The sequence below is a fragment of the Bradyrhizobium sp. LVM 105 genome, assembly GCF_003957705.1.
Taxonomy (GTDB): domain Bacteria; phylum Pseudomonadota; class Alphaproteobacteria; order Rhizobiales; family Xanthobacteraceae; genus Bradyrhizobium; species Bradyrhizobium frederickii.
On record NZ_QZMV01000014.1, the window covers coordinates 16,426 to 35,855 of the forward strand.

Here is a 19,430-nt window from a genome sequence, read left to right on the forward strand (position 1 = left end):
AGCCACGTGGGCCTCGGCTCAGCAGCGCATCACTCCGTGCTGCGCTGCGTCCGGGGCACGAGCGCCGCTTTATTACACCGCCACCTCGTCGCCGAGATACGACACCGCCGCCTCGAGTCCGCCCTTGCCGTGCGGGATCTTCAGCGCGTTCAGGCCGACCTCGATCACGCCGAGCGTGCCGAGCAGCATCGGAGCGTTGACGTGGCCCATATGGGCGATGCGGAAGGCCTGGCCGGAGAGGTCGCCGATGCCGGTTCCGAGCACCACGCCGCACTTGTCCTTGCAATAGCGTTGCAGCACTGCGGGGTCGTAGCCGTTGCTCATGGTCACCGTGGTCACGGTGTTGGAGCGCTCGCTCGCTTCGGCGACGTTGAAGCCGAGCACCTGGCCTTCCGCCCAGACGGCAACGGCGCGGCGCGCGGCTTCGCTGAGCAGGCTGTGGCGGCGGAAGGCGTTCTCAAGCCCTTCCTCGTGCAGCATGTCGATCGCACGGCGCAGAGCGAACAACAGGTGTACCGGCGCAGTGCCGGCATATTTGCGATAATTCTCGGTGCCCTCGCGCTCGCTCCAGCTCCAATAGGGCGTCGCCATGTTGGCCTTCTTGTGCACCTCGAGCGCGCGCGCATTGGCGGCGACGAAGCCGAGGCCGGGCGGGGTCATCAGGCCCTTCTGCGAGCCGGACATCGCGACGTCGATGCCCCATTTGTCCATCTCGAACTCCATGCAGCCGAGCGAGGCCACGGTGTCGACCATGTACAGCGCGGGATGGCCGGCCGCCTTGATCGCCTTGCCGATCGCCTCGATGTCGTTCTGCACGCCGCTAGCCGTGTCGACCTGGACCACGACGACGGCCTTGATGGTGTGCTCCTTGTCGCGGCGCAGGCGCTCCTCGACCTCGTGCGGCCGCACCGCGCGGCGCCAGTCGCCCTTGAGCACCTCGACCTCGGCGCCCATCAGCGCCGCCGCATTGCCCCAGCCGATCGCAAAGCGCCCGCTCTCCAGCACCAGCACCTTGTCGCCGCGCGACAGCACGTTGCTCAGCGCCGCCTCCCAGGCCCCGTGTCCGTTGGCGATGTAGATGTAGGACTTGCCCTTGGTCGCAAACAGCTTCGAGATGTCGCTGAGCAGGCTCTCGGTCAGGTCGAGCATCTCCTTGGAGTAGATGTCGATCGCCGGACGGTGCATCGCCCGCAGCACCTCGTCGGGCATCGTGGTGGGCCCGGGGATGGCCAGAAACTCCCGGCCCGCGCGAACGGTCATTGCTGTCAGTCCTTGTTGCCAGAGAACAGGATGGTGGGTTGCTGAATCACGTTTTACGCGCGGCTGGGGTTTGAGAAAAGCACGTAAAACGCAGGTCTGGTTATCGCTTCGTCTCGCGGCAGCCGGCGGCTTCGGCCTCCTCGACCGAGCAGAACCAGCGGGTGCCCTTGCTGATCTTCATCTTGATCTGGGTGTACCAGCGGCTGGTGGGCTGGTGAAAGATGCACTCGCCGGCGCTGTTGACGTTGCCCTTGATGGTGCAATCCGGGGAGGGGGCGACCGGGCCCGAGGCCGAGGCGAGCAGCACCGCATGCGCGCCGTCGGGCGGCTTGGTGGCGCCCAGGATGGCCGTCTTCTTGTTGCGGACGCGCCAGTCCCAGGGCGCGATGAAGGCCCCCTGCCACATCCCGGCTTTGTCCTCGCGCGCAGCCTTTTCGTCCGCTTCGTAATCGTGGGACATGCGGGTGTAGGCCAGCGCCCAGCCGCTGCGCACCAGCCATTTCTGGATGTCTTCGCCGCCAACCTCGCAGCGCGCCACGGTGCGGCCGCGCCGGTCGATCGACCGCGTGTGGCAGGCCCAGTTCTTGCCGTCGGCATATTTGGCGAGCTCGTCGCGCGCCGCGATCCCGCAGGTCCAGCGCTCGGTCTTGGTGTTGAGGCAGAGCTGGTCGATCGCCGGCGCGTCGATGCCGCCGAGCCGGATCCGCGTATTGCCGATCACGACGGCATCGCCGGCGCGGACCTTTGCCGTGCCGGTGATGTCGGCGGCGTGCGCGAGCGAGGGGGCGAGCAAAGCAAGCGCAATCAGGAATCTTCGCAACATGCCGGTCCGGGTGTGATGAAATCTCGATAGACGGTGCAATTGTGGTCGGCTTTTGGCCTGTCGGCCAGCTTCTGCTTCGCAGAGAGGCTTTCAACTTCCCGTCATTGCGGAAGGTCCCGTAGGGTGGGCAAAGCGGAGCGTGCCCACCATTTCTCGCGATTCGTCGAAAGCTGGTGGGCACGGCGCTCTGCGCCTTTGCCCACCCTACGAGACCTACCCCCGCGCCATCGCCCGCTTCGCCAGCGCGAGCCCCATCAGCACGAAGGCCGACGTCACCTCCGGCCCGCCCACCAGGATCCGCGTCGGCGTCTTCATCTTGTTCCATTCATAGGCGCGGAACGGGCCGCGGCGGCCGCCTTCGCCGATGGCACTGAGGATCACGCTCAGCGCCGGTGCGAAGGCGCGCGGGTCGGCGCCGAGATGGCCGAGTGCGATCAGCGCCAGCGCGGCGTCGAACACGTTCATCTCCGCGGCCATCAGCTCGCCCTTGACGTAGGACAGCACGCGATCGCGGATGAAGTCGAAATCGCCGCCGGGATCGATCGCGGCCTGCGCCGCCAGCGGCAGCGCCAGGAAGGCCGCATAGCAGCGGCCGAAATAGGCGCTGTAGAGTTCCGGCAGGTAATAGATGTGGGAACGCGGATTGGCGAAGGCGGCACTCGCAGCCAGCCGCTTCTGGAAGCCGATGATGCGATGCACCGTGGCGAGCCGCGACGGCGTCTCCAGCACTTTCCAGCGTGCGAGGTTGCGAAAGCTCACCTCGAGAATGTCGAGATTGAGCGTCGGATCGAGATCGTTGCCGTAGGGCCGCTCGCCCTCGATGTTGTCGATCCAGGTCGCGACCCCGCCCTCGTAATCGATGTTGTCGTTGAGCGGCACGGTCACGCGCGGCGCGTTGATTCCGGCGCGCACCTGGTAGCCGGAATAGAAGTCGAGCAGCGGCTGGTCGATGATCGGATCAAGGCAGCCGGCCTGCGTCGCTGCCGAGATCGAGCACGCCGTGGTGTCGCAATCCGGCACGTAGATGCCGAAACCGAGATCCTGCTTGATCTGCGCGAAGTAGCGCGAGAAGCGCGGATGCGGCGCGGGTGCCAGCGCGGTGACGACGTTGAAGCGCGCGCCGTCGATGCCGTCGACCTCCTCGCGGCTGATATTGACGCAGAAATCCACCATGTCGGCGATGGCGCGCTGTGCCGCGACCTTGTCGGCGGATGAGGCGAGGCCGGTCTCGCCATAGCTCAGCAGCGCCTCGATGAAGAACGCGTCGTAATAGGCCGAGCGGTGCCGGATCTGCACCGGCTCCCACATCGGTTCGGCGATTCCTCGCCAGGGCGGATTGACGACGGCCCGGGCCGGCGAGCGCCCGATGAAGACGCGGGCGAGGTTGAACAGCAGCGAGGAATTCTTGTAGCCGCGGGCATTGAGGCCCGTGAGCGCCATGATCAGCTCGCGGCCGCGAAAATCGGGATCGCCGATCAGATTGAAGGCGGCATAGGTCGGCAGGAAGCCGTTCTTGCGGTAGGAGCCGAGCAGATGCTGCGCGCAATCCCGGATCACGGCGTCGATCTGCGCCTCGGGCGGCGCGGAGCCGGTGAACATCGCCGGCGGCGGCTTGGGATGGTCGAGCGCGATGCTGTCGACGAGATCGGCGACCGGCTGGCCCACCGCCGCCCAGTCGGGTTCGGCCTCGTCGCGGGCACGTACCAGCGCCTCGCGCAGCGCCGTCAGCCTGGCCTCGTCGCGCAGCTCGGGCAGCCCGGCCCGCCGCAGCAGCACCCGCAGCGCGGGATTGCCGAGCGCGGTCTTGTAGAACTTGGCCAGATGCGGATCGCCGCTGGCCGGGCCCGATAGGACGGGATCGCACACGTCGTAAAGCGAAGGGCCGTCCTTCGGCGCCAGCAGCGCCCGGCAGGCGGCGCCGGCAAAATAATGAAAGCTCATGAAGTACCTGGTCGCGGGGCTTTGGCAGAGTCTTGGCGGGTCTTGGCCAGGGGCCGGCCAGCGCACTCCCAGCCGCGCGCCACCCCCTGCAAGTCGTTGAAAAAGCTACCCGGATTCGCAGGAAAAACAAATGTGATGAAAGTCACGGAAGAAGCCGGCACGAAGGCTGCATGATCGGACCCGGAAGGGTACGGGAGAGCAGGAAATGCAGCAATCCAGGCGGCAGAATTATCAAGAAACTTCAGTAGCTTAGCTGAAATTCTGAGCAATCTGTTGCCGGGCGCCCTATATCCGGTTAAAGGTTTGTTTGGTGCGGCGCCGCAAATTGCGCGCAATTCGGGGGCACATCCCCGGCCAATCCCTCAAACCTAAAGACGCTATCGCGCTACTCAAACAGTGTGCGCGCGCTTGGCTGGTCTTTGGCACAGGAAACGAACCGAGATGAATGTAAAGCAGCTCGACCTTTCCCGACGCACCATCGCGGTGGCCGCTGCCCTGATCGGCACGGTCTCGCTGGTGATCGGCGCCCATGCTGCTCTCAACATGCGTGCGATCGATGCCGCCAAGGCCGTCTCGACCGACCAGATCACCGGCTCGATCGGCCAGTCCTCGCGCCTCGCGCTGGTCATCGGCAATGGACATTATCCCGACGCCAGCGCGCCGCTGACGCAGTCGATCAACGACGCCCGCGCGCTGTCCTCGTCCCTGCGCAAGAACGGCTTTGACGTCGACATGGTGGAAGACGCGACCCGGGACGACATGGTCCGTGCCGTGAGCCGCCTGAAGTCCCGGATCAAGCCCGACAGCGTCGTCATGCTGTTCTTCGGCGGCTACGGCGTGCAGGCCGGCCGCGAGAGCTACATGCTGCCGGTCGATGCCGTGATCTGGAAGGAAAGCGACGTCCGCCGCCAGGGCGTCTCGATCGACGGCGTGCTCGACATGATGAAGGAGCAGGGCGCCAAGGCCAAGCTCGTCGTCGTCGACGCCTCCCGCCGTAACCCCTACGAGCGCCGCTTCCGCTCCTACAGCCACGGTCTCGCGCCGATCAGCGCGTCCGACAATGCGCTGATCCTCTCCTCGGCCTCGCCCGGCAAGGTCGTCGACGACGGCAAGGGCGAGCACAGCGTGCTGGTCAGCGAGTTCCTGAGCAACCTCAATGCCAAGGGCAGCGCCGAAGGCGTCTTCAACAAGACCCGCCTCGCCATCTCCCGCGCCAGCGAAGGCGATCAGGTCCCGACCGTCTCCTCCTCGCTGCTCGAAGACGTCCATTTCGGCGAAGCCGGCGGCTAATTTTTCTTACCCTCCCCTGGAGGGGGAGGGTCGATCGCGCGTAAGCGCGAGCGGGGTGGGGTGATCTCTCCCCACGAACAGTGCCCGTTGCCGAGAGATCACCCCACCCCGTCTCACATTTCGCTGCGCTCATGTGAGCCGACCCTCCCCCTCCAGGGGAGGGTGAAGCATCGCCCTACTTCGCCGCTTCCGCGCTCGCCATCACGGGACGCACCGGATCGCCTTCACGCAGCAGCGCGCCGGCGCGGGCGACGACGACATCGCCTTCGTTGAGGCCGTCGCGGACCTCGATATTGCCGCCCGACATCAAGCCGACCTCGACACGCTTGGTCTCGACGCGGTTGCGGCGGATCACCTGCACCACGGTGCCGGCGGAGGAATATTGCACTGATGTCAGAGGCACCGCGACGTTGCAGCTCTGCCCGGTCTTGATCAGCGCGCGTCCGCTCGCTTTCAGCAGCAGCCGCTTCTGCGAGGAGATGCCGATATAGACCATGCCCTGCTGGATGTTGGGCTCGATGGTCGGGCCGATGCGGCGCACCTTGCCGTCGATGTCGCCGCTCCCTGCGATCCGCACCGACGCCGGCTGATTGACGGCGAGCTTGCGTATATCGGAGGTCGCCACGAGGCCGACGAGATCGTATTCGCTGCGCGCCACGATCGTGAACAGTGCCTCGCCCTTGGCCGAGGCGAAATTGCCGATCTGGGCGGTCGATGTCGCGATCACGCCCGCCACGGGCGCGGTGACCTGCAGCGTGCCGCCCTCGGGCAGCGCCAGCCGCGCCAGCACCTGGCCGGCGGTGGTGGTGTCGCCGGCTTCCGCCAGCACGTCCGTGACCTTCAGGCCCGGACGCTCGGGCCGCACCGAGGTCTCCTCCCGCGCGATGATCGTGCCTGTGGCCTCGACGATGTCGGAGAAGCAGGATTTTGCGACCTTCAGCACCGTGACCGCCGGCCCCTTGGGCGCCTCGTCATCGGCGGCTCTGGCCGGAAATGAACCGAGGACCAGCGCGCCGGCGACGGCTGCGGGACACAAGCTTCGAACAACGGCACGGGGCAAATGACGCATCGGAAATTCCACGGGTTCTATGCCTCCAATCGATAGCAGATGGCAGGGTCGCGGACTACGGCAGCGTTGTCCCCCAAAAGGAGGCCGCACCGCCGCGGGCCGTCGCAGCAAGTCCTTGATTAGTCGCGGGAATGGAGAACAGGTTCGCTTCTTGCGGGCGGCGCCCCGCGGCCGGCGCTACTTCCAAGGTGCGACTCTGGCGGCCTTCTCACAGGCCAGAGCCGCCTGTATGGGATTGGGATCGGGATAACGCGGTAGTGCCGCCGCACAGCTCATGGTCAAGGTGGGATGCAACGGTTCGTTTGCGAGCAGAATATCGCTCATTTCGAGCGGCTGCTCCATGAAGCGACCGATCCGACGGTCCAGAACACCGTGCGGGGGCTGCTGGCATCGGCGAAGCGCCAATTGGCGCTGCTGAGCTCGGTGGTTTCAGGCGCCGATACGACGCCGTTCGAACAGCGGCGGCGGCAGCAAGGCGACGCCGACACGATCCGGCGGCAATTCCAGCCCGAATTCGATGCCTCGCCGCATCCTTATATGCTGCTGGACCCGGGGCCGGGCCTCGTGATCGTCGACATCAACGATGCCTATGCCGTGGCGACCTTGACCGACCGGGCCGAAATCGCCGGCCGGTCGTTGTTCGAGATATTTCCCGATAATCCCGACGATCCGCTCGCCGATGGCGTCAGCAACCTCTACAGCAGCTTGAAGATCGTCGGCGAGACCGGCCGGGCGCACGCCATGGCGGTCCAGCGCTACGACATCAGGGATCCCGGCGGGGTCTTCGTCGAGCGCCATTGGCAGCCGATCAACTCGCCGATCCACGACGCGGCGGGCCGTCTGCTCTACCTGCTGCACCACGTCGAGGACATCACGGCGCAGGTCGCGGCCCGGCCGTAAACGGCCCGTCAGCCGCGGCGCTCGCCCAGCAGCTTGCCGCTGGCCCGGTCGATCAGATGCAGCCGCGTGCAGGCCGGACAGGACACCGATTCATGCGTGCGGTCGGTCGGCTCGTTGCCGAGCCGATGCTGCACGTTCATGCCCGTCTGCGGGCATTTGAAGACGATATGACGGTCCATGGCCGATGATATGACGACAAGGCGCGCTCTCCGAAATTACGGATGATTACGTAGGTCGGTCGTGGCGCCCCTCACGGCGGAGGGTGATCGTATGCACCTGCACGGGAGGTCGTCATGCCCGGGCTTGTCCCGGGCATCCACGTTCTTCGTGCCGCGGGCAAGCCGTGGATGGCCGGGACAAGCCCGGCCATGACGATGTGGAATTATCGTGCTCGAAAGTGCAGGGCTCGAAACGATTGCCCTGCTCACGGCAGGGTCACGAACTCAACCCAGTTCGGCTTCTTGCCGGTGGGATAGGATTTCAGCTTGGCCAGCGCGCCGCTGCTCTGGTCGATCGCATAGACCGTCATGCTGTCGGAGAGTTCGCCGACCGCGGCGAGGTAGCGGCCGGAGGGATCGATGTGGAAGCCACGCGGCTGCTTCTCGGTCGGCACGCTGCCGATCGTGGTCAGCTTGCCGCTGGCCGCGTCGACCTTGTAGGCGGTCAGCGTGCTCGTCCTGCGCTCGGAGGCGTAGAGGAAGCGGCCGTCCGGGGTGATGTGGATGTCGGCGGCCCAGGGTTTCTTGTCAGGCTCTTTGCCGGTAAAACCTTCCGGCAGCGCGGTGATGCGCTGGATCTCGTCCCAGGCGCCGCTCGTGGCCTCGTAGGCGAACGCAGCGACGTCGCCGTTCAGCTCGTGGACGAGATAGACGAACCTGCCATTGGGGTGGAACACGAAGTGCCGCGGCCCTGATTTCTCCGGCACCTTGCGGGCCGGCGGATCGCTCGGCGTCAGCGTGCCGGTCGCGGCGTCGAACGCGAAGGCCAGCACCTGGTCGGAGCCGAGATTGGTCGCGAACACGAAGCGGTTGTCGGGCGAGGGCAGGAAGGCGTGCGCGTTCAGCCCGGTCGGGATCACCTGCTTCGGCTCGCCGGCGACGCCGTTTGCAGGAAGCGGATTCAGCGCGACCTTGTTGCCGCCATAGGAGGCGCTGAACAGGAACCTGCCGCTGCGGTCGACGGCGATATTGGCCATGCTGTCGGCGAGCGGCCCGCTGCCGACAGGGCTGAGCTGTCCCGTTTTGGGATCGATCGCGAAGCTCACGGCGAGGTATGGCTGCGAGCGGACACCGGCAATCAGCACGCGGCGATCAGGCGTGATCGCAAGCGGCGTCGAGGAGCCGGGCTTGTCGACGCCCTTGAAGGCGGCCGTCTGCAGCGGAATCATCTCGCCGCTCTCGGCCATCTTGAACACGCTGATGTCGTTGCTGTCGGCGTTGCCGACATAGGTGTAGGTTTCGGCCATGCCGGCGCGGACTCCAAAAAAGAGAGTGAGGGAAGCGAACAGGGTGACGGCGATCGCAGCGCGGGGCGCCGTGGCTGCGCTGCCTCGGGGCGGTCTCGACATGGGCTCCTCCTGCAGGACGCGTCGCGGCCTTGTCCTTTTGCCGACCTTGTCCTTTTGCCCGTGAGGATAGCGGGCGGCGCACCGCCGCACCAAATTCGAATTGGGATCGATCGATGCCGAAATCGTATCGGTCGCCGCGGGATGACGACCGCATCGCCGCCGTGCGCGACGGCAAAGGCGGGCCCGAGGGATGCAACGTGCGGCCATCCCATGAGATCGCTCGCAGCCAAATTGGCCGGCACCATGCGAACCAAAGCCGCGCCAGCGCATTGAACCCGCATGCCCCGTGAAAACGATCTCGAAGGTAAGCCCGACATGGGTGGCAAGCATGGCGGCCAGGCCGGCCTCCCCAAGTCGCCGCCGCGTCCGCGCGACGGCGAGCGCGATGAGGACGTCGTGGCAAAGCGCCACACCGGCCAAACCGATCATGTGTCGCCGCCGACCAAATCTAAATAGTGGCCAACATAGCGCCGGTGGCCGCACCGCACCCCGCCCTGGGAAGAGCAGCCCTCGGCTTGTCGCGATCCCGATGCCGCGGACGGCGATCGAAAATGGAGGCTGGCTCGTGTTTTGGATCTATTGGAACACCGCCTGGTCGCTGATCATCAGCGGCATCTGGGTCGCCACCATCGTCAGCCATCCCGACGCCGAGTTCGTCGAAATCAGCGCGGCCAAACAGAAGCTCTAAGCCCGCGCTATCCTCAAAGCGCTAGGTCGGCCATCTCAGGGCGGAATCGTCCTCCATGCACGCGCGCGCCACGGTGCAGGCGAGAGACTGCCTGCGATGGGCGTGGTGCAACGTCCATTTTAGGACGACGGCTTCGATCGTGCCGCCGACTGAAGGCAATTGAAGGGTCCCAGGAACGACTCTTTTAATCTTCGTCCGATAAAGCTGGCCCCACCTGGCGGCCGAATTGTCATACGTCATCCCGCCGGTCGTTCCCGCTGCCGCCCTGGTCGATCGCCGTCCATGACCCACCCCACCGCCCCCGACGCGTCGAAGCACGCCGATCGCATCGCCTGGCTCGCGATCGGGTCCACGGCCGGTGTCGTGCTGATCGCGGCGATGCTGGGGCCGTTCCGGATCGAATGGCTTTCGTTCTGGAAGCCTGCCCTCGTCGGCATCCTGCTCGTATCGATGAGCTGGTTCTACACGGCCGTCCGAAAGGACGCGGCCCTCGCCGGCGCGTTGATCGCGGCGGCCCAGCTCATTGCATTTGCAGCGGTGGCCGCCCCTCTGTCCTATGTCGCGGCGAGCGCGGCATTGCCATTGTGGGACAATGAGTTCGCCGCACTGGACCGGCGCCTCGGCTTCGACTGGATGTCGTGGCTCGACGCCATGAACGCCGCGCCGCTTCTGCATCGGACGCTGGCGTTTGCCTATGCGAGCTTTGCCTTGCAAGCGACCGCTATCGTTCTCGTCCTGGCCGCCGCGGGGCATGCTCTGCGATTGCGCGTCTTCATGCTGAGCTTCGTGCTGACGACCCTTGTGACGATCGGCGTGTCGACCTTGATGCCGGCGCAGGGCGTCTGGGGTTATCTGCATCTGTCGTCGGTCGACTCTCCGGCGATCGTGCCGGTCACGCGGGATCTGCCTCTTCCCGTATTCTTCGGATTGCGCGACGGAACCATCCGCCAGCTGGTCGCCGAGGGCGCCGACGGCATCATCAGCTTCCCGAGCCTGCATGCCGCGCTCGGATTGCTGTTCCTGTTGGCGCTGTGGCCGGTGAAGTATGTCGGCGGAATCGCCGCCCTGCTCAATGTTGCGATGATCGCGGCGACGCCGGTGGATGGAAGCCACTATTTCTGCGACGTCATCGCCGGCCTGGCGATCGCGCTGTTGAGCTGGATCGCCGTGCAACGCGCGCTCGCCCGTTTGGCGGGTGAACGCATGCAGCCTGCCGGGCCTGTCGAAGCCGACGCCGTATTCGCCCGCGTTCCGAAATAATCGCGTTCGCTAAAGCATGATCCGGACAAGTGCGCAGCGGTTTTCCGCAGAGATCATGCTTGAACAACAGCCGGAAGCGCGATGACGATTCATCCTGATCGCAGCGCGCTTTAGGCCGCCGCCGCCTGCGCCGCCAGCAACTGCTTCAGCTTCGCCGCCGGTACCGCCGGGCTGAACAGCCAGCCCTGCATCTGGCTGCAGCCGAGCTGACGCAGCACCTCGCGCTGGGCTTCGGTCTCGACGCCTTCGGCGGTCGTCGCCATGCGGCGGGCGGCGGCCATGTGCACCACGGCCTGCACGATCGGCGAGGAATCCTCGGGTTCGCCGATGTCGCTGATGAAGCTGCGGTCGATCTTGATCTTGTCGAACGGGAAGCGGTGCAGATAGCTCAGCGACGAATAGCCGGTGCCGAAATCGTCGAGCGCGATGCGCACGCCGAGCTCGCGCAGCTGCTGCAGGATCGTCAGCGCCTCCTCGTCGTCGCGGATCAGCACCGTCTCGGTGATCTCGAGCTCGAGCCGTCCGGGCGCTAGGCCTGACTCGGCGAGGGCGGCGGCGACCTTGAGCGCCAGCGTCCGCGAGCGGAACTGCAGCGGCGAGACGTTGACGGCGATGTGGATCTGGCCGGGCCAGGAGGCGGCCTCGAGGCAGGCCTGCCGCAAGACCCACTCGCCGATCTCGCCGATCAGCCCGGTATCCTCCGCCACGGGAATGAAGTCCGCCGGCGAGATCATGCCGCGCTGCGGATGGCGCCAGCGCAAGAGCGCCTCGCAGCCGGTCACGACATTGGCCGCGAGGTCGACCAGCGGCTGGTAGTGCACCTCGAACTCGCCGCGGAGCAGGGCCTGACGCAGATCGAGCTCGAGCTGACGGCGCTGCTTCGCCTTGGCGTCGTATTCGGGCGCGAAGATACGGTAGGTGCGGCGTCCCTCCGACTTCGCTGCATACATGGCAAGATCGGCGCACTTGAGCAGGTCGTCGAGATTGTCGCCATGGTCGGGCGCGATCGCGATGCCGATGCTGGCGTCGGTCGGGATCTCCTGGCCCTTGCAATCCACCGGGGCGCGCAACGCCGCAAGGATGTTCTCCGCCAGCGCCGTCAGCTCGGCCTGGTCGCTGGTGCCGGCCTTGACGATGGCGAACTCGTCGCCGCCGAGCCGCGCGACCAGGTCGTTGCCGCCGACGCAGGCGCGCAGGCGGTTGGCGACCTGGCGCAGCAGCTCGTCGCCGACCTCGTGTCCGAGCGAATCGTTGACGCCCTTGAACTCGTCGACGTCGATATAGAGGATGGCGAACGGCTTGCCCTCGCCGAGCTCGGCAACGCGCCGCTCCAGGTGCCCGCGCATCAGCACGCGGTTGGGCAGGTCGGTCAGCGCGTCGTAATGCGCCATATGCGCGATGCGCTCGTCGGCGCGGATGCGGTCGGTGACGTCCTCATGGGTCGCGAGCCAGCCGCCGGCGGCTGCAGGCTGGTTCTTGATCTCGATCAGGCGGCCGTCGGCGGTTTCCACGATGGCGCTCTGGGTGCGGCCGACATTGCTCAGGACGTCGCCGCAATAGGATTCGACGTCGCCATGGAACGAGCCGGTGTCATGGCGATGCTGGATGACGTCGCGGAACCAGGCGCCGGGTTTCACCACGTCGGTCGACAAGCCGTACATCTCGATGTAGCGCCGGTTGCAGACGATCAGCCGCTCGTGCCGGTCGAACATCAGGAGCCCTTGCGTCATCGTGTTCATCGCGGTGTCGAGCCGCTGCTTCTCCAGCGAGAGCCGGTGCGTCACCTGGCGGAAGATCAGGAACAGCGTGAGCACCAGGAGGCTGATCGACAGCACGGCGATGGTGACGAAGAATTTCGTCTGCGTGCGCCAGGTCGCGAGCGCCGCGTCCAGCGACTTGGTCGCGACCACGACCAGCGGCACGCCGGTGAGGAGGCGCGAGGCGACGATGCGGTCCTTGCCGTCGATCGGGCTTGCGAGCTGCGTGGAGACGAAGGTGCGCTGGAACACCGCGATCTGCTCTGGCGTGCCCTTGCGGAAGTTCTGCCCGATCATCGCATCGACGCGCGGGATGCGCGCGAGCAATTGGCCGTTCTGGTGATGCATGGCGATCGAGGATTCCTCGCCGAGCCCGACCGAGACGAAGAAGGATTCGAGCTGCTCGGGCGCGATCGCGCGCGCGACGATGCCGAGGAATTGGCCGTGCGGCCCGGACACGCGCCGCGCCAGCACGATGGCCGGTCTGTTGTCGAGCCGGCCCTGGACGACCTCGATCTCCTCCTGCGCGGCCGGATCGTTCTGGAGGCGGCGGAAATAGCCGCGGTCGGCGACCGAGATGTCGGCGACCGGCCATCGCCGCGACGAGTTGATCAGCATGCCCCCGGAATCGAACAGATTGGCGCCGGCGACGTCGGCCCAGCCGCTGGCCTTCGCGCGCAGCACCTCGTGCACGGCCAGCGTGCCCATCTCGCTGCGGAACACATCGGCGGATTCGATGCCGCGGCTCTCCAGTTCGGCGACGATGCTCTTCTGCAGCACCGCGAAGTCCTCGAACTCGCGGTCGAAATGCCGGGCCAGCAGGCGCACGGAGCTTTCCAGGTGGTCGCGGCCGCTTTCGATCGCATTCTGCCGGAAGCGGTCGACGGTGAGCGCGGTGCCGATCGCCATCGCAGCCATCAGCACGAAGCCGCCGACGATCAGCCACGTCAGCGGGGCTCCCTGCCAACGGCGAAGCAACGCGCGTAGTCGCGCGGTCCATCGGATCGATGCGCCCATCCAGCCCTCCCGTGGAATGCAGGATGCGGCAAAACCGACAAGACCCCGTTACCAGCAAGGGTTAGGAAAATATGAATCGGAGCGGAGCGAGTGGGTTGGTTTCTAGCGAAAGCGACCGCTGGTCGAGACCCGCATGGCGCCGCGACGGAAGTATGTTCCCTCCCCCCTTGTGGGGGAGGGCTAGGGAGAGGGGTGGCTCAGGAAAAGGTGCCCCTTATTGACGACGCATTCATTGTGGCGAGTGACGGAAGGAGTCCCCGTGTGGCACCCCCCTCCCTGACCTCCCCCGCAAGGGGGGAGGGAACGGCGAGAGCACCGTTGCGGCATTCACCGCTTGATCTCCCATCTCAGCGCTTCCGCATTGCCCTTGGCGAACATCTTGGGCACGTCGAATTTGCCGGTCGTGAGATCGTAACGGCATTTCCAATCCGCCAATCCCTTCACCGCGACGTTCTTCGGATGCTTGTCCATTTCGCCCGACAGCGAGATGACGAGATAGCGGTTGCTCGGCCAGTCGACGCCGAGCCAGCGATAGGCGTCCTCGGTGCCTTTCACGAGATTGGCCGAGATGTGGTAGTCGAGCTTCATCTTGTGGGTGTCGGGCCGGCTGCGGAAATAGGCCCAGGCGAGATCGCCGAGGGATTGCTTGGTGGCGCTGACGAAGGCGCCGTTCTCGACACGGTAGAGAAAGAGGTCCTGCTCGCCGGAGCCGGTTTTCTGCATGCGAACCAGCCATTGCGAGTCGCTGGTGAAGCGGAAGCCGGCCGGATAGTCCTGCTCCGGCTTCAGCTCCGTCATCTGCTCGCCGCGCCGCGCCCAGACCTGCCATTTGACGTCCCAGTCGCCATTGTCCTTCATGTATTGTTCGAGCCTGGTGGCGCCGTCGGGCGAGGTGAAGGCGAGGTCGGCGTCGTCGGTGACGGTGAAGCCGGGCGGCGGACCGGAGGCCGCCAGCGCGGGGGCGGCGGCGAGCATCAAGGCGAGCGCCAGCCATCGCGCGGTGCGAATGGATGCGGTCACTGGAAGATCCTACAATATAGAGTTGTGGCCTCGCTGATATGACGCCGAGGGGGCGGCGCCGGTTCATCCGCGGCGCGTGGGCGCGACCGGGCGATCATCCCTTCGACCGGCTTGCTGCCGCAGCCAAATCGGCGCACCCTGCCGGCCTCGGTTGATTTGCCATCCAAGGTTTTTCCGATGATCACCGCATCCAAGGCCTTCATTGCTTTCTGCCTGCTCGCCCTGGTCGGCACGGTGCTGGTGATCGGTCCGACCGAGCTGCGCCGCCTGCTGCCGGACGACGGGACCAAGACCGCAATCGCCGCCAAGCCGGAAGCCAAGCCGGAAGCCAAGGTCGAACCCAAAGTCGAGGCCAAGGTCGAGCTCAAGCCCGAGCCGAAACCGGAACAGCCCAAACCGGATCAGTCAAAGCTGGCTGCCGTCACGCCGCCCGCCCCTGAACCTGCGCCGGCGTCGGCCCTCGCGCCGAAGGCGGCCCCGCTGGCCGAGACGGCGAAGCAGGCTGCGGCGCTGCCCGATCTCGCGCCGGTCAAGCCGCCGGCGGCCGCCGACACCGGGCCCCGTTTCGACGTCGCCCGCGTCGACGATCACGGCGAGGCGGCGGTGATCGCGGGCCAGGCCGCGCCGGGAGCCAAGGTCGAGCTGCTGCGCGACGGCAAGCCGCTCGATACGGTGATCGCCGACGCCTCGGGCCAGTTCGTGATGACCCCGCCGCGGCTTCCCGCCGGGTCCTATGAATTGACGCTGCGCGCCAAGGCGCCGGATGGCACGGTCACGCAGTCCGGCCGGACCATGCCGGTGACTATCGCCGAGGCGGCGCCGCCGCCCGCGCGCCCGGCGCCTGTGGCAAGGCAAGAGACCAAGCCGGAGATCAAGCCGGAGATCAAGCCGGAGCCGAAGCAGGCCGAGAAGGTCGATGACAAATCGGACGTCGTGGCCGCGCTGCCGTCGGCATCGCCGCGCCTGGCGTCAGTGCCCGACAGGCAAGCGGCCCGGCCGAAACCCCGGGCCATGGCGCGGGTGCCCGCGGCCACGACCGTGGCATCGGCCTCGCCGGCGGATGTGCTTCACGCCGCACCGGAGGCCGGCGGCAGCCGCGTGATCTCCCGCGGCGACAGCCTGTGGGCGCTGAGCCGGCTCGCCTATGGCGACGGCGCCCGCTATGCCGTCATCTTCAAGGCCAACCGCGACAAGATCAACAACCCCAATCTGATCTATCCCGGCCAGACTTTCGTGCTGCCGCAAAAGCCGGAGTGAGCGGCGGTTCTTCTCGTCTTTCTGCGAGCTAAGCCTCCGAGAGTGCTTCCCTGCGGCCATCCTTCGAGACGCCCGCCTCTGGCGGGCCCTCAGGATGTGGACAGAGTGTGTGGCGCCAATTTCCACGGACACCGATGGTGCTTAGCCTCATCCTGAGGAGCTTGCGCAGCAAGCGTCTCGAAGGGCGAGGCGCGCGCGCAGGCCGTTGCCAAAGCGTCATTGTGCAGGCCCCGACACAGGTCGCCCGCGACGCTTTGCCCTGTGTCTCCCCGGAACAATTGGTTCCCTTGCGCGTCATGTCCCCTGCGACGCAGTGCGCGCGTGAGCAGCTGGGAGGGAGGCCGGATTGGTCAGGTCGGCGGTCATGTCGGGACGCATGGGACTGGCGCTGACCGGCGCGACCCTCCTGATTGCGGCCGTGCTGCTGCCTGAGAGAGCCGAGGCGCAATTCGGCATCCGCGGCGGCCCGCTCGGCGTTGCGCGTTTCGCCGTCGGCCACATGATCGGCATGTCGCGGCTGCGCCATTCCCGCATGGCGGTGCGGAGCGGCCGCTACCGCTCCGCCGCCTTGCGATCGCAGGACCCGCGCGGCGCCGAGCGCGGCCAGCCTGCCAACCCTTACGTGCTGCGCGCGGCGCTCACGGCGCAGGCCGCGCTTGCCGGCTGGCAGGGCGGCCGCCGCCTGCAAGGCTGGTGGCGCCATCCCGACGGCAGCTATGGCTGGGTCGGCCCGGTGTTCTGGCCGTTCGCGCACGACGACCTCACCAACGCAATCATCCTCGGCGATGCGACCAGCCTCTCGCTGTACGGCTATGGCGACATCTATGCCGCGATCTTCGCGCCCTATGCGGCGACCGAGCTCGCGGCCTACACCGCGCCGCAAGGCCGGCGCGGCCGCCGTGTGCCGACCGCCGAGACCCTCTGCGAGGCCAGCGACACCGGCGGCCTGCCGGTCGACCGCATCGCTGCGGCCGTGGCACCCAATGAACTGCAGCGCACCGCGCTCGACGAGCTCGCATCCGCCTGGACCAGTGCGCGCGACACCATTCGCGCGGCCTGCCCGGCGCAGGCGCCGGCCGCGGCCGCCGAGCGCCTCGGCCTGATGCGCGAGCGCTTAGATGCCATGATCAAGGCCATCGACGCCGTCGCGCCGCCGCTGGCGAAGTTCACGGATCTGCTCGACGACGAACAGAAGGCCCGGCTCAATGCGCTCGGGGGCGAGCGCCGCGCCGCGCTGGCGTCGATGCAGCGCAAGGAAACGAACAAGGACACGAGCAAGGACACGAGCAAGGATGCGCAGGCGGCCGCCTGCGATGCCGACAGCGATCCCCGCTATGACGAAAAGCTGCAGCGTCAATACGAGCAGCTGGTGCAGCAGCAATGGCCCGCGAACGACATCGCCGCCACGCTGCGCCTCGACGAGACCGCCCGCGCCCGCTTCGAGGTGCTCCAGGACACCGCCCTGCGCACCATGCAGACGCTCAGCGCCTGCCCGACGCAGCCCGCCGCGACACCCCAAGCCCGCCTCACCGCAGTGAAGGCACGGCTGGAGACGATGCTGCAGGCCGTGAGCGGCGTCACCGACGCGCTCGACGATTTCGAGGCGGATTTGAGCGACGAGCAGAAGGCGGGGTTCGAGGCGATCGGGCCGAAGCGGGGGGCGTGATCACCCGCACGCCCAGTCGAACTTCATCTCCTTGAAATCGAGCTGCGCATTGCCCGTGCCGAAATTGTAACCGCCGAAATATTCCTCGAACTCGATGTAGAACGGGCTCATCTCCGGCACCGCCTGGCACGGCCGCATGGTGCCGCCGAGATGATTGTGGGCGTGGTCCTTGGCCCATTCGTGCAGGCGGTAATTCTCGGGACTCGGGGCGCCCACAAAGTAGTAGTAGGGCTGATAGTCGCTCGGCGGGTTGCGCGGGAAGTGCGGGTCCTGCGGGGGCTTGCCGGCGTTGGGATCGGTCGCCCGCGGCCTCAAGGCAATTCCGAGGTTCTCGGTCAGATCGGCGCGCGGAGGGCCCGCGAACATTTTCTGCGCAAAGGGTGGGGCGGCCCCGTAGAAGGCGCTGGCGCCGCCGACATCGAGCCAGCGCGGCCGATCGGCCGTCGCCAGCGCAAGCGGCGCCGGCGGCGTCGCCAACGCGCCTTCGTACTCGCTCTTGGTCAGCAACAGCGCAGCATATTCGTAGTCGAGGATGTCGGTCATCCGCGACAGACGGGGATGCGACGGCCGCGCCATCACGGCCTCGCGGATCTCGGGGGCATCGATCGCGCCGCCGTCAGTGTGATCGGCCGGAGTGGCGAAGAACGACAATGCGACGATGTCCTTGCCATGCACGCGGTAATCCTCCGGCAGCTTCAGCGTGAAGCCGTGCATCAGCGGATATCCGGTGACGGGATCGAGCGGCCATTGCTCGCTCGCGATGCCCGGCGGCAGCCCAAAGACCCAGCCCTGGTCGCGTGCGCGGTCAGTGGGCCGGTCCAGCATCTGCAGATCATACGCACGCGAAGGCAAGGCAAACGCCACAGGCCGTCTCCTATCGAAGCCGCCTCGCCGTTGAGGCGAGGGTTAGTCGCGGGGAGCGGGGATGTGGTTCGTGCCAAATTGAGAGACCTGCGGCGCGGCATGCCCTGCTGCGCTCCCTCCCCCTTGCGGGGGAGGGAGCGGGAGAGGGGTAGTCCAGAAGGAGGTCTATCCGTCGTCAAGGAAAAACGTTGACGAGCCGTTTTCCGCCCTCATTGAGAAGCGTTTCATGCTCTACCGTCGGCTGATCCCGTTGCTCGAGTTGGGTCGCGAGCGCGGGGGCGCCGACGTTGTCGAAAGAGTTGATGAACGCCATCATGGATGCATTCTCGGCTCATACCACGATGAGCAAACAAGCTCTCAGCGAACGTGCCCGCTCAAGCCTCAGTCTGCCGGAATCCGTGTCCTCTAACCCCTTGATCCGGCTGGCCCCATCTACTGTGCATGGGGTTGTTTTTTACATTCCGTGTCCGGGCCGCAGCCGGCCACATTCGAATAATCAAAAATTCTCTTTACCAGAAGCGCGACACACCCTATGATCTCTCCCAACTCATCCCATGGTAAGGGACGGATCGCGATCGTCAGGGTTCGTGGGGTGAGGGGCGGTGGACGCGGGCGGCGTTGGCGCCAAATGCGGTCGCAGGGCGGGTAGTCCCCGTGAGCGATCAGCGGGCGCGTGTACGACGGCGCTGCATGCGTACGGCAAAATCGTGTGGTCGTGACGCCCGAATCTCCGGCGTCAAGTCTTGCGGCGTTGCGTGGGTCCAACCGGACCTGTGCATCCGATGAAAGCCGCAAGGCGACGGTGGCAAAGGGACCGACTCACCGGCGAGAGCGCGACATAAGCCGTTTCAACCATCGCGCAGGGAAGGCCGGGCATTCGGCCACACCTGTTTCTCCCCTGTGAGCGACTTATTGCGCACTCACGCACAGGGGTCTTGCGGGTGCCAGCCGGTGCCCGGCCTTCCCTGCGCCCTTCCATTTCGAAGGGTCGCAAGACCTGCGCAAAACCCGGGCGCCATGCGCCGCGGGATCGCGACATGCTGCCGGCGAA

General features: G+C 66.4%; 17 protein-coding genes. 7 read left to right on the forward strand and 10 right to left on the reverse strand.

Annotated elements, in window-relative coordinates; all coding sequences use genetic code 11:
- Nucleotides 1-72 precede the first annotated feature (72 nt).
- From D6B98_RS29765 to D6B98_RS29775, 3 genes are all read right to left on the reverse strand, one after another.
- A complete protein-coding gene (locus tag D6B98_RS29765; protein WP_126260592.1) occupies nt 73-1,260 on the reverse strand; it encodes a pyridoxal-phosphate-dependent aminotransferase family protein in 1,188 nt (395 codons plus the stop codon).
- 100 nt (nt 1,261-1,360) lie between these two features.
- The gene (locus D6B98_RS29770; RefSeq protein WP_126260593.1) at nt 1,361-2,083 is read right to left on the reverse strand and encodes a thermonuclease family protein; all 723 of its coding nucleotides are present in this window, start codon (nt 2,081-2,083) and stop codon (nt 1,361-1,363) included.
- Nucleotides 2,084-2,296: 213 nt separating this feature from the next.
- Nucleotides 2,297-4,024: a hypothetical protein gene (locus D6B98_RS29775; protein ID WP_126260594.1), complete on the reverse strand. Its 1,728-nt coding sequence runs from the start codon at nt 4,022-4,024 to the stop codon at nt 2,297-2,299.
- Nucleotides 4,025-4,465: 441 nt separating this feature from the next.
- Here D6B98_RS29775 and D6B98_RS29780 point away from each other — a divergent pair, with 441 nt between their 5' ends.
- Nucleotides 4,466-5,314 carry a caspase family protein gene (locus D6B98_RS29780; protein ID WP_126260595.1) on the forward strand — a complete coding sequence of 283 codons (849 nt, stop codon included), beginning with the start codon at nt 4,466-4,468 and terminating at the stop codon, nt 5,312-5,314.
- Between the two features lie 175 nt (nt 5,315-5,489).
- On the opposite strand, the gene D6B98_RS29785 is transcribed toward D6B98_RS29780, so the two are convergent.
- Entirely contained in the window at nt 5,490-6,383 is an 894-nt protein-coding gene (locus D6B98_RS29785) for an efflux RND transporter periplasmic adaptor subunit (protein WP_164718950.1), read from the reverse strand.
- Nucleotides 6,384-6,671: 288 nt separating this feature from the next.
- Between D6B98_RS29785 and D6B98_RS29790 the strand changes: the two genes are divergently transcribed.
- Nucleotides 6,672-7,283 (forward strand): PAS domain-containing protein, encoded by a 612-nt coding sequence (locus D6B98_RS29790; RefSeq protein WP_126260597.1) that lies wholly within the window; start codon nt 6,672-6,674, stop codon nt 7,281-7,283.
- A gap of 8 nt (nt 7,284-7,291) precedes the next feature.
- Here the strand turns inward: D6B98_RS29790 and D6B98_RS41525 are convergent, their stop codons facing one another.
- A complete protein-coding gene (locus D6B98_RS41525; protein WP_283810173.1) occupies nt 7,292-7,423 on the reverse strand; it encodes a hypothetical protein in 132 nt (43 codons plus the stop codon).
- Between the two features lie 284 nt (nt 7,424-7,707).
- The gene (locus D6B98_RS29795) at nt 7,708-8,850 is read right to left on the reverse strand and encodes a lactonase family protein (protein WP_126260598.1); all 1,143 of its coding nucleotides are present in this window, start codon (nt 8,848-8,850) and stop codon (nt 7,708-7,710) included.
- Nucleotides 8,851-9,129: 279 nt separating this feature from the next.
- Between D6B98_RS29795 and D6B98_RS40170 the strand changes: the two genes are divergently transcribed.
- From D6B98_RS40170 to D6B98_RS29800, 3 genes are all read left to right on the forward strand, one after another.
- The gene (locus D6B98_RS40170) at nt 9,130-9,306 is read left to right on the forward strand and encodes a hypothetical protein (protein ID WP_164718949.1); all 177 of its coding nucleotides are present in this window, start codon (nt 9,130-9,132) and stop codon (nt 9,304-9,306) included.
- A gap of 109 nt (nt 9,307-9,415) precedes the next feature.
- Nucleotides 9,416-9,538 (forward strand): hypothetical protein, encoded by a 123-nt coding sequence (locus D6B98_RS41530; RefSeq protein WP_283810171.1) that lies wholly within the window; start codon nt 9,416-9,418, stop codon nt 9,536-9,538.
- A gap of 282 nt (nt 9,539-9,820) precedes the next feature.
- Nucleotides 9,821-10,798 (forward strand): phosphatase PAP2 family protein, encoded by a 978-nt coding sequence (locus D6B98_RS29800; RefSeq protein WP_126260599.1) that lies wholly within the window; start codon nt 9,821-9,823, stop codon nt 10,796-10,798.
- A 110-nt stretch (nt 10,799-10,908) separates the two neighbouring features.
- On the opposite strand, the gene D6B98_RS29805 is transcribed toward D6B98_RS29800, so the two are convergent.
- Together D6B98_RS29805 and D6B98_RS29810 are read right to left on the reverse strand one after the other, a co-directional pair.
- On the reverse strand, nt 10,909-13,572 hold the full coding sequence (locus tag D6B98_RS29805; protein ID WP_126260600.1) for a bifunctional diguanylate cyclase/phosphodiesterase: 2,664 nt from the start codon (nt 13,570-13,572) through the stop codon (nt 10,909-10,911).
- 327 nt (nt 13,573-13,899) lie between these two features.
- Nucleotides 13,900-14,592, reverse strand: coding sequence for a hypothetical protein (locus D6B98_RS29810; protein ID WP_126260601.1), 693 nt, complete (start codon nt 14,590-14,592; stop codon nt 13,900-13,902).
- A 177-nt stretch (nt 14,593-14,769) separates the two neighbouring features.
- On the opposite strand from D6B98_RS29810, the gene D6B98_RS29815 reads away from it, so the two are divergent.
- On the forward strand, nt 14,770-15,849 hold the full coding sequence (locus D6B98_RS29815; RefSeq protein ID WP_126260602.1) for a LysM peptidoglycan-binding domain-containing protein: 1,080 nt from the start codon (nt 14,770-14,772) through the stop codon (nt 15,847-15,849).
- A gap of 364 nt (nt 15,850-16,213) precedes the next feature.
- Nucleotides 16,214-17,515, forward strand: coding sequence for a Spy/CpxP family protein refolding chaperone (locus D6B98_RS29820; RefSeq protein WP_126260603.1), 1,302 nt, complete (start codon nt 16,214-16,216; stop codon nt 17,513-17,515).
- Here D6B98_RS29820 and D6B98_RS29825 read toward each other — a convergent pair whose 3' ends face one another.
- Both D6B98_RS29825 and D6B98_RS40175 read right to left on the reverse strand, forming a co-directional pair.
- Nucleotides 17,516-18,340, reverse strand: coding sequence for a hypothetical protein (locus D6B98_RS29825; RefSeq protein ID WP_245481484.1), 825 nt, complete (start codon nt 18,338-18,340; stop codon nt 17,516-17,518).
- Nucleotides 18,341-18,554: 214 nt separating this feature from the next.
- A complete protein-coding gene (locus tag D6B98_RS40175) occupies nt 18,555-18,695 on the reverse strand; it encodes a hypothetical protein (RefSeq protein ID WP_164718951.1) in 141 nt (46 codons plus the stop codon).
- Nucleotides 18,696-19,430 lie beyond the last annotated feature (735 nt).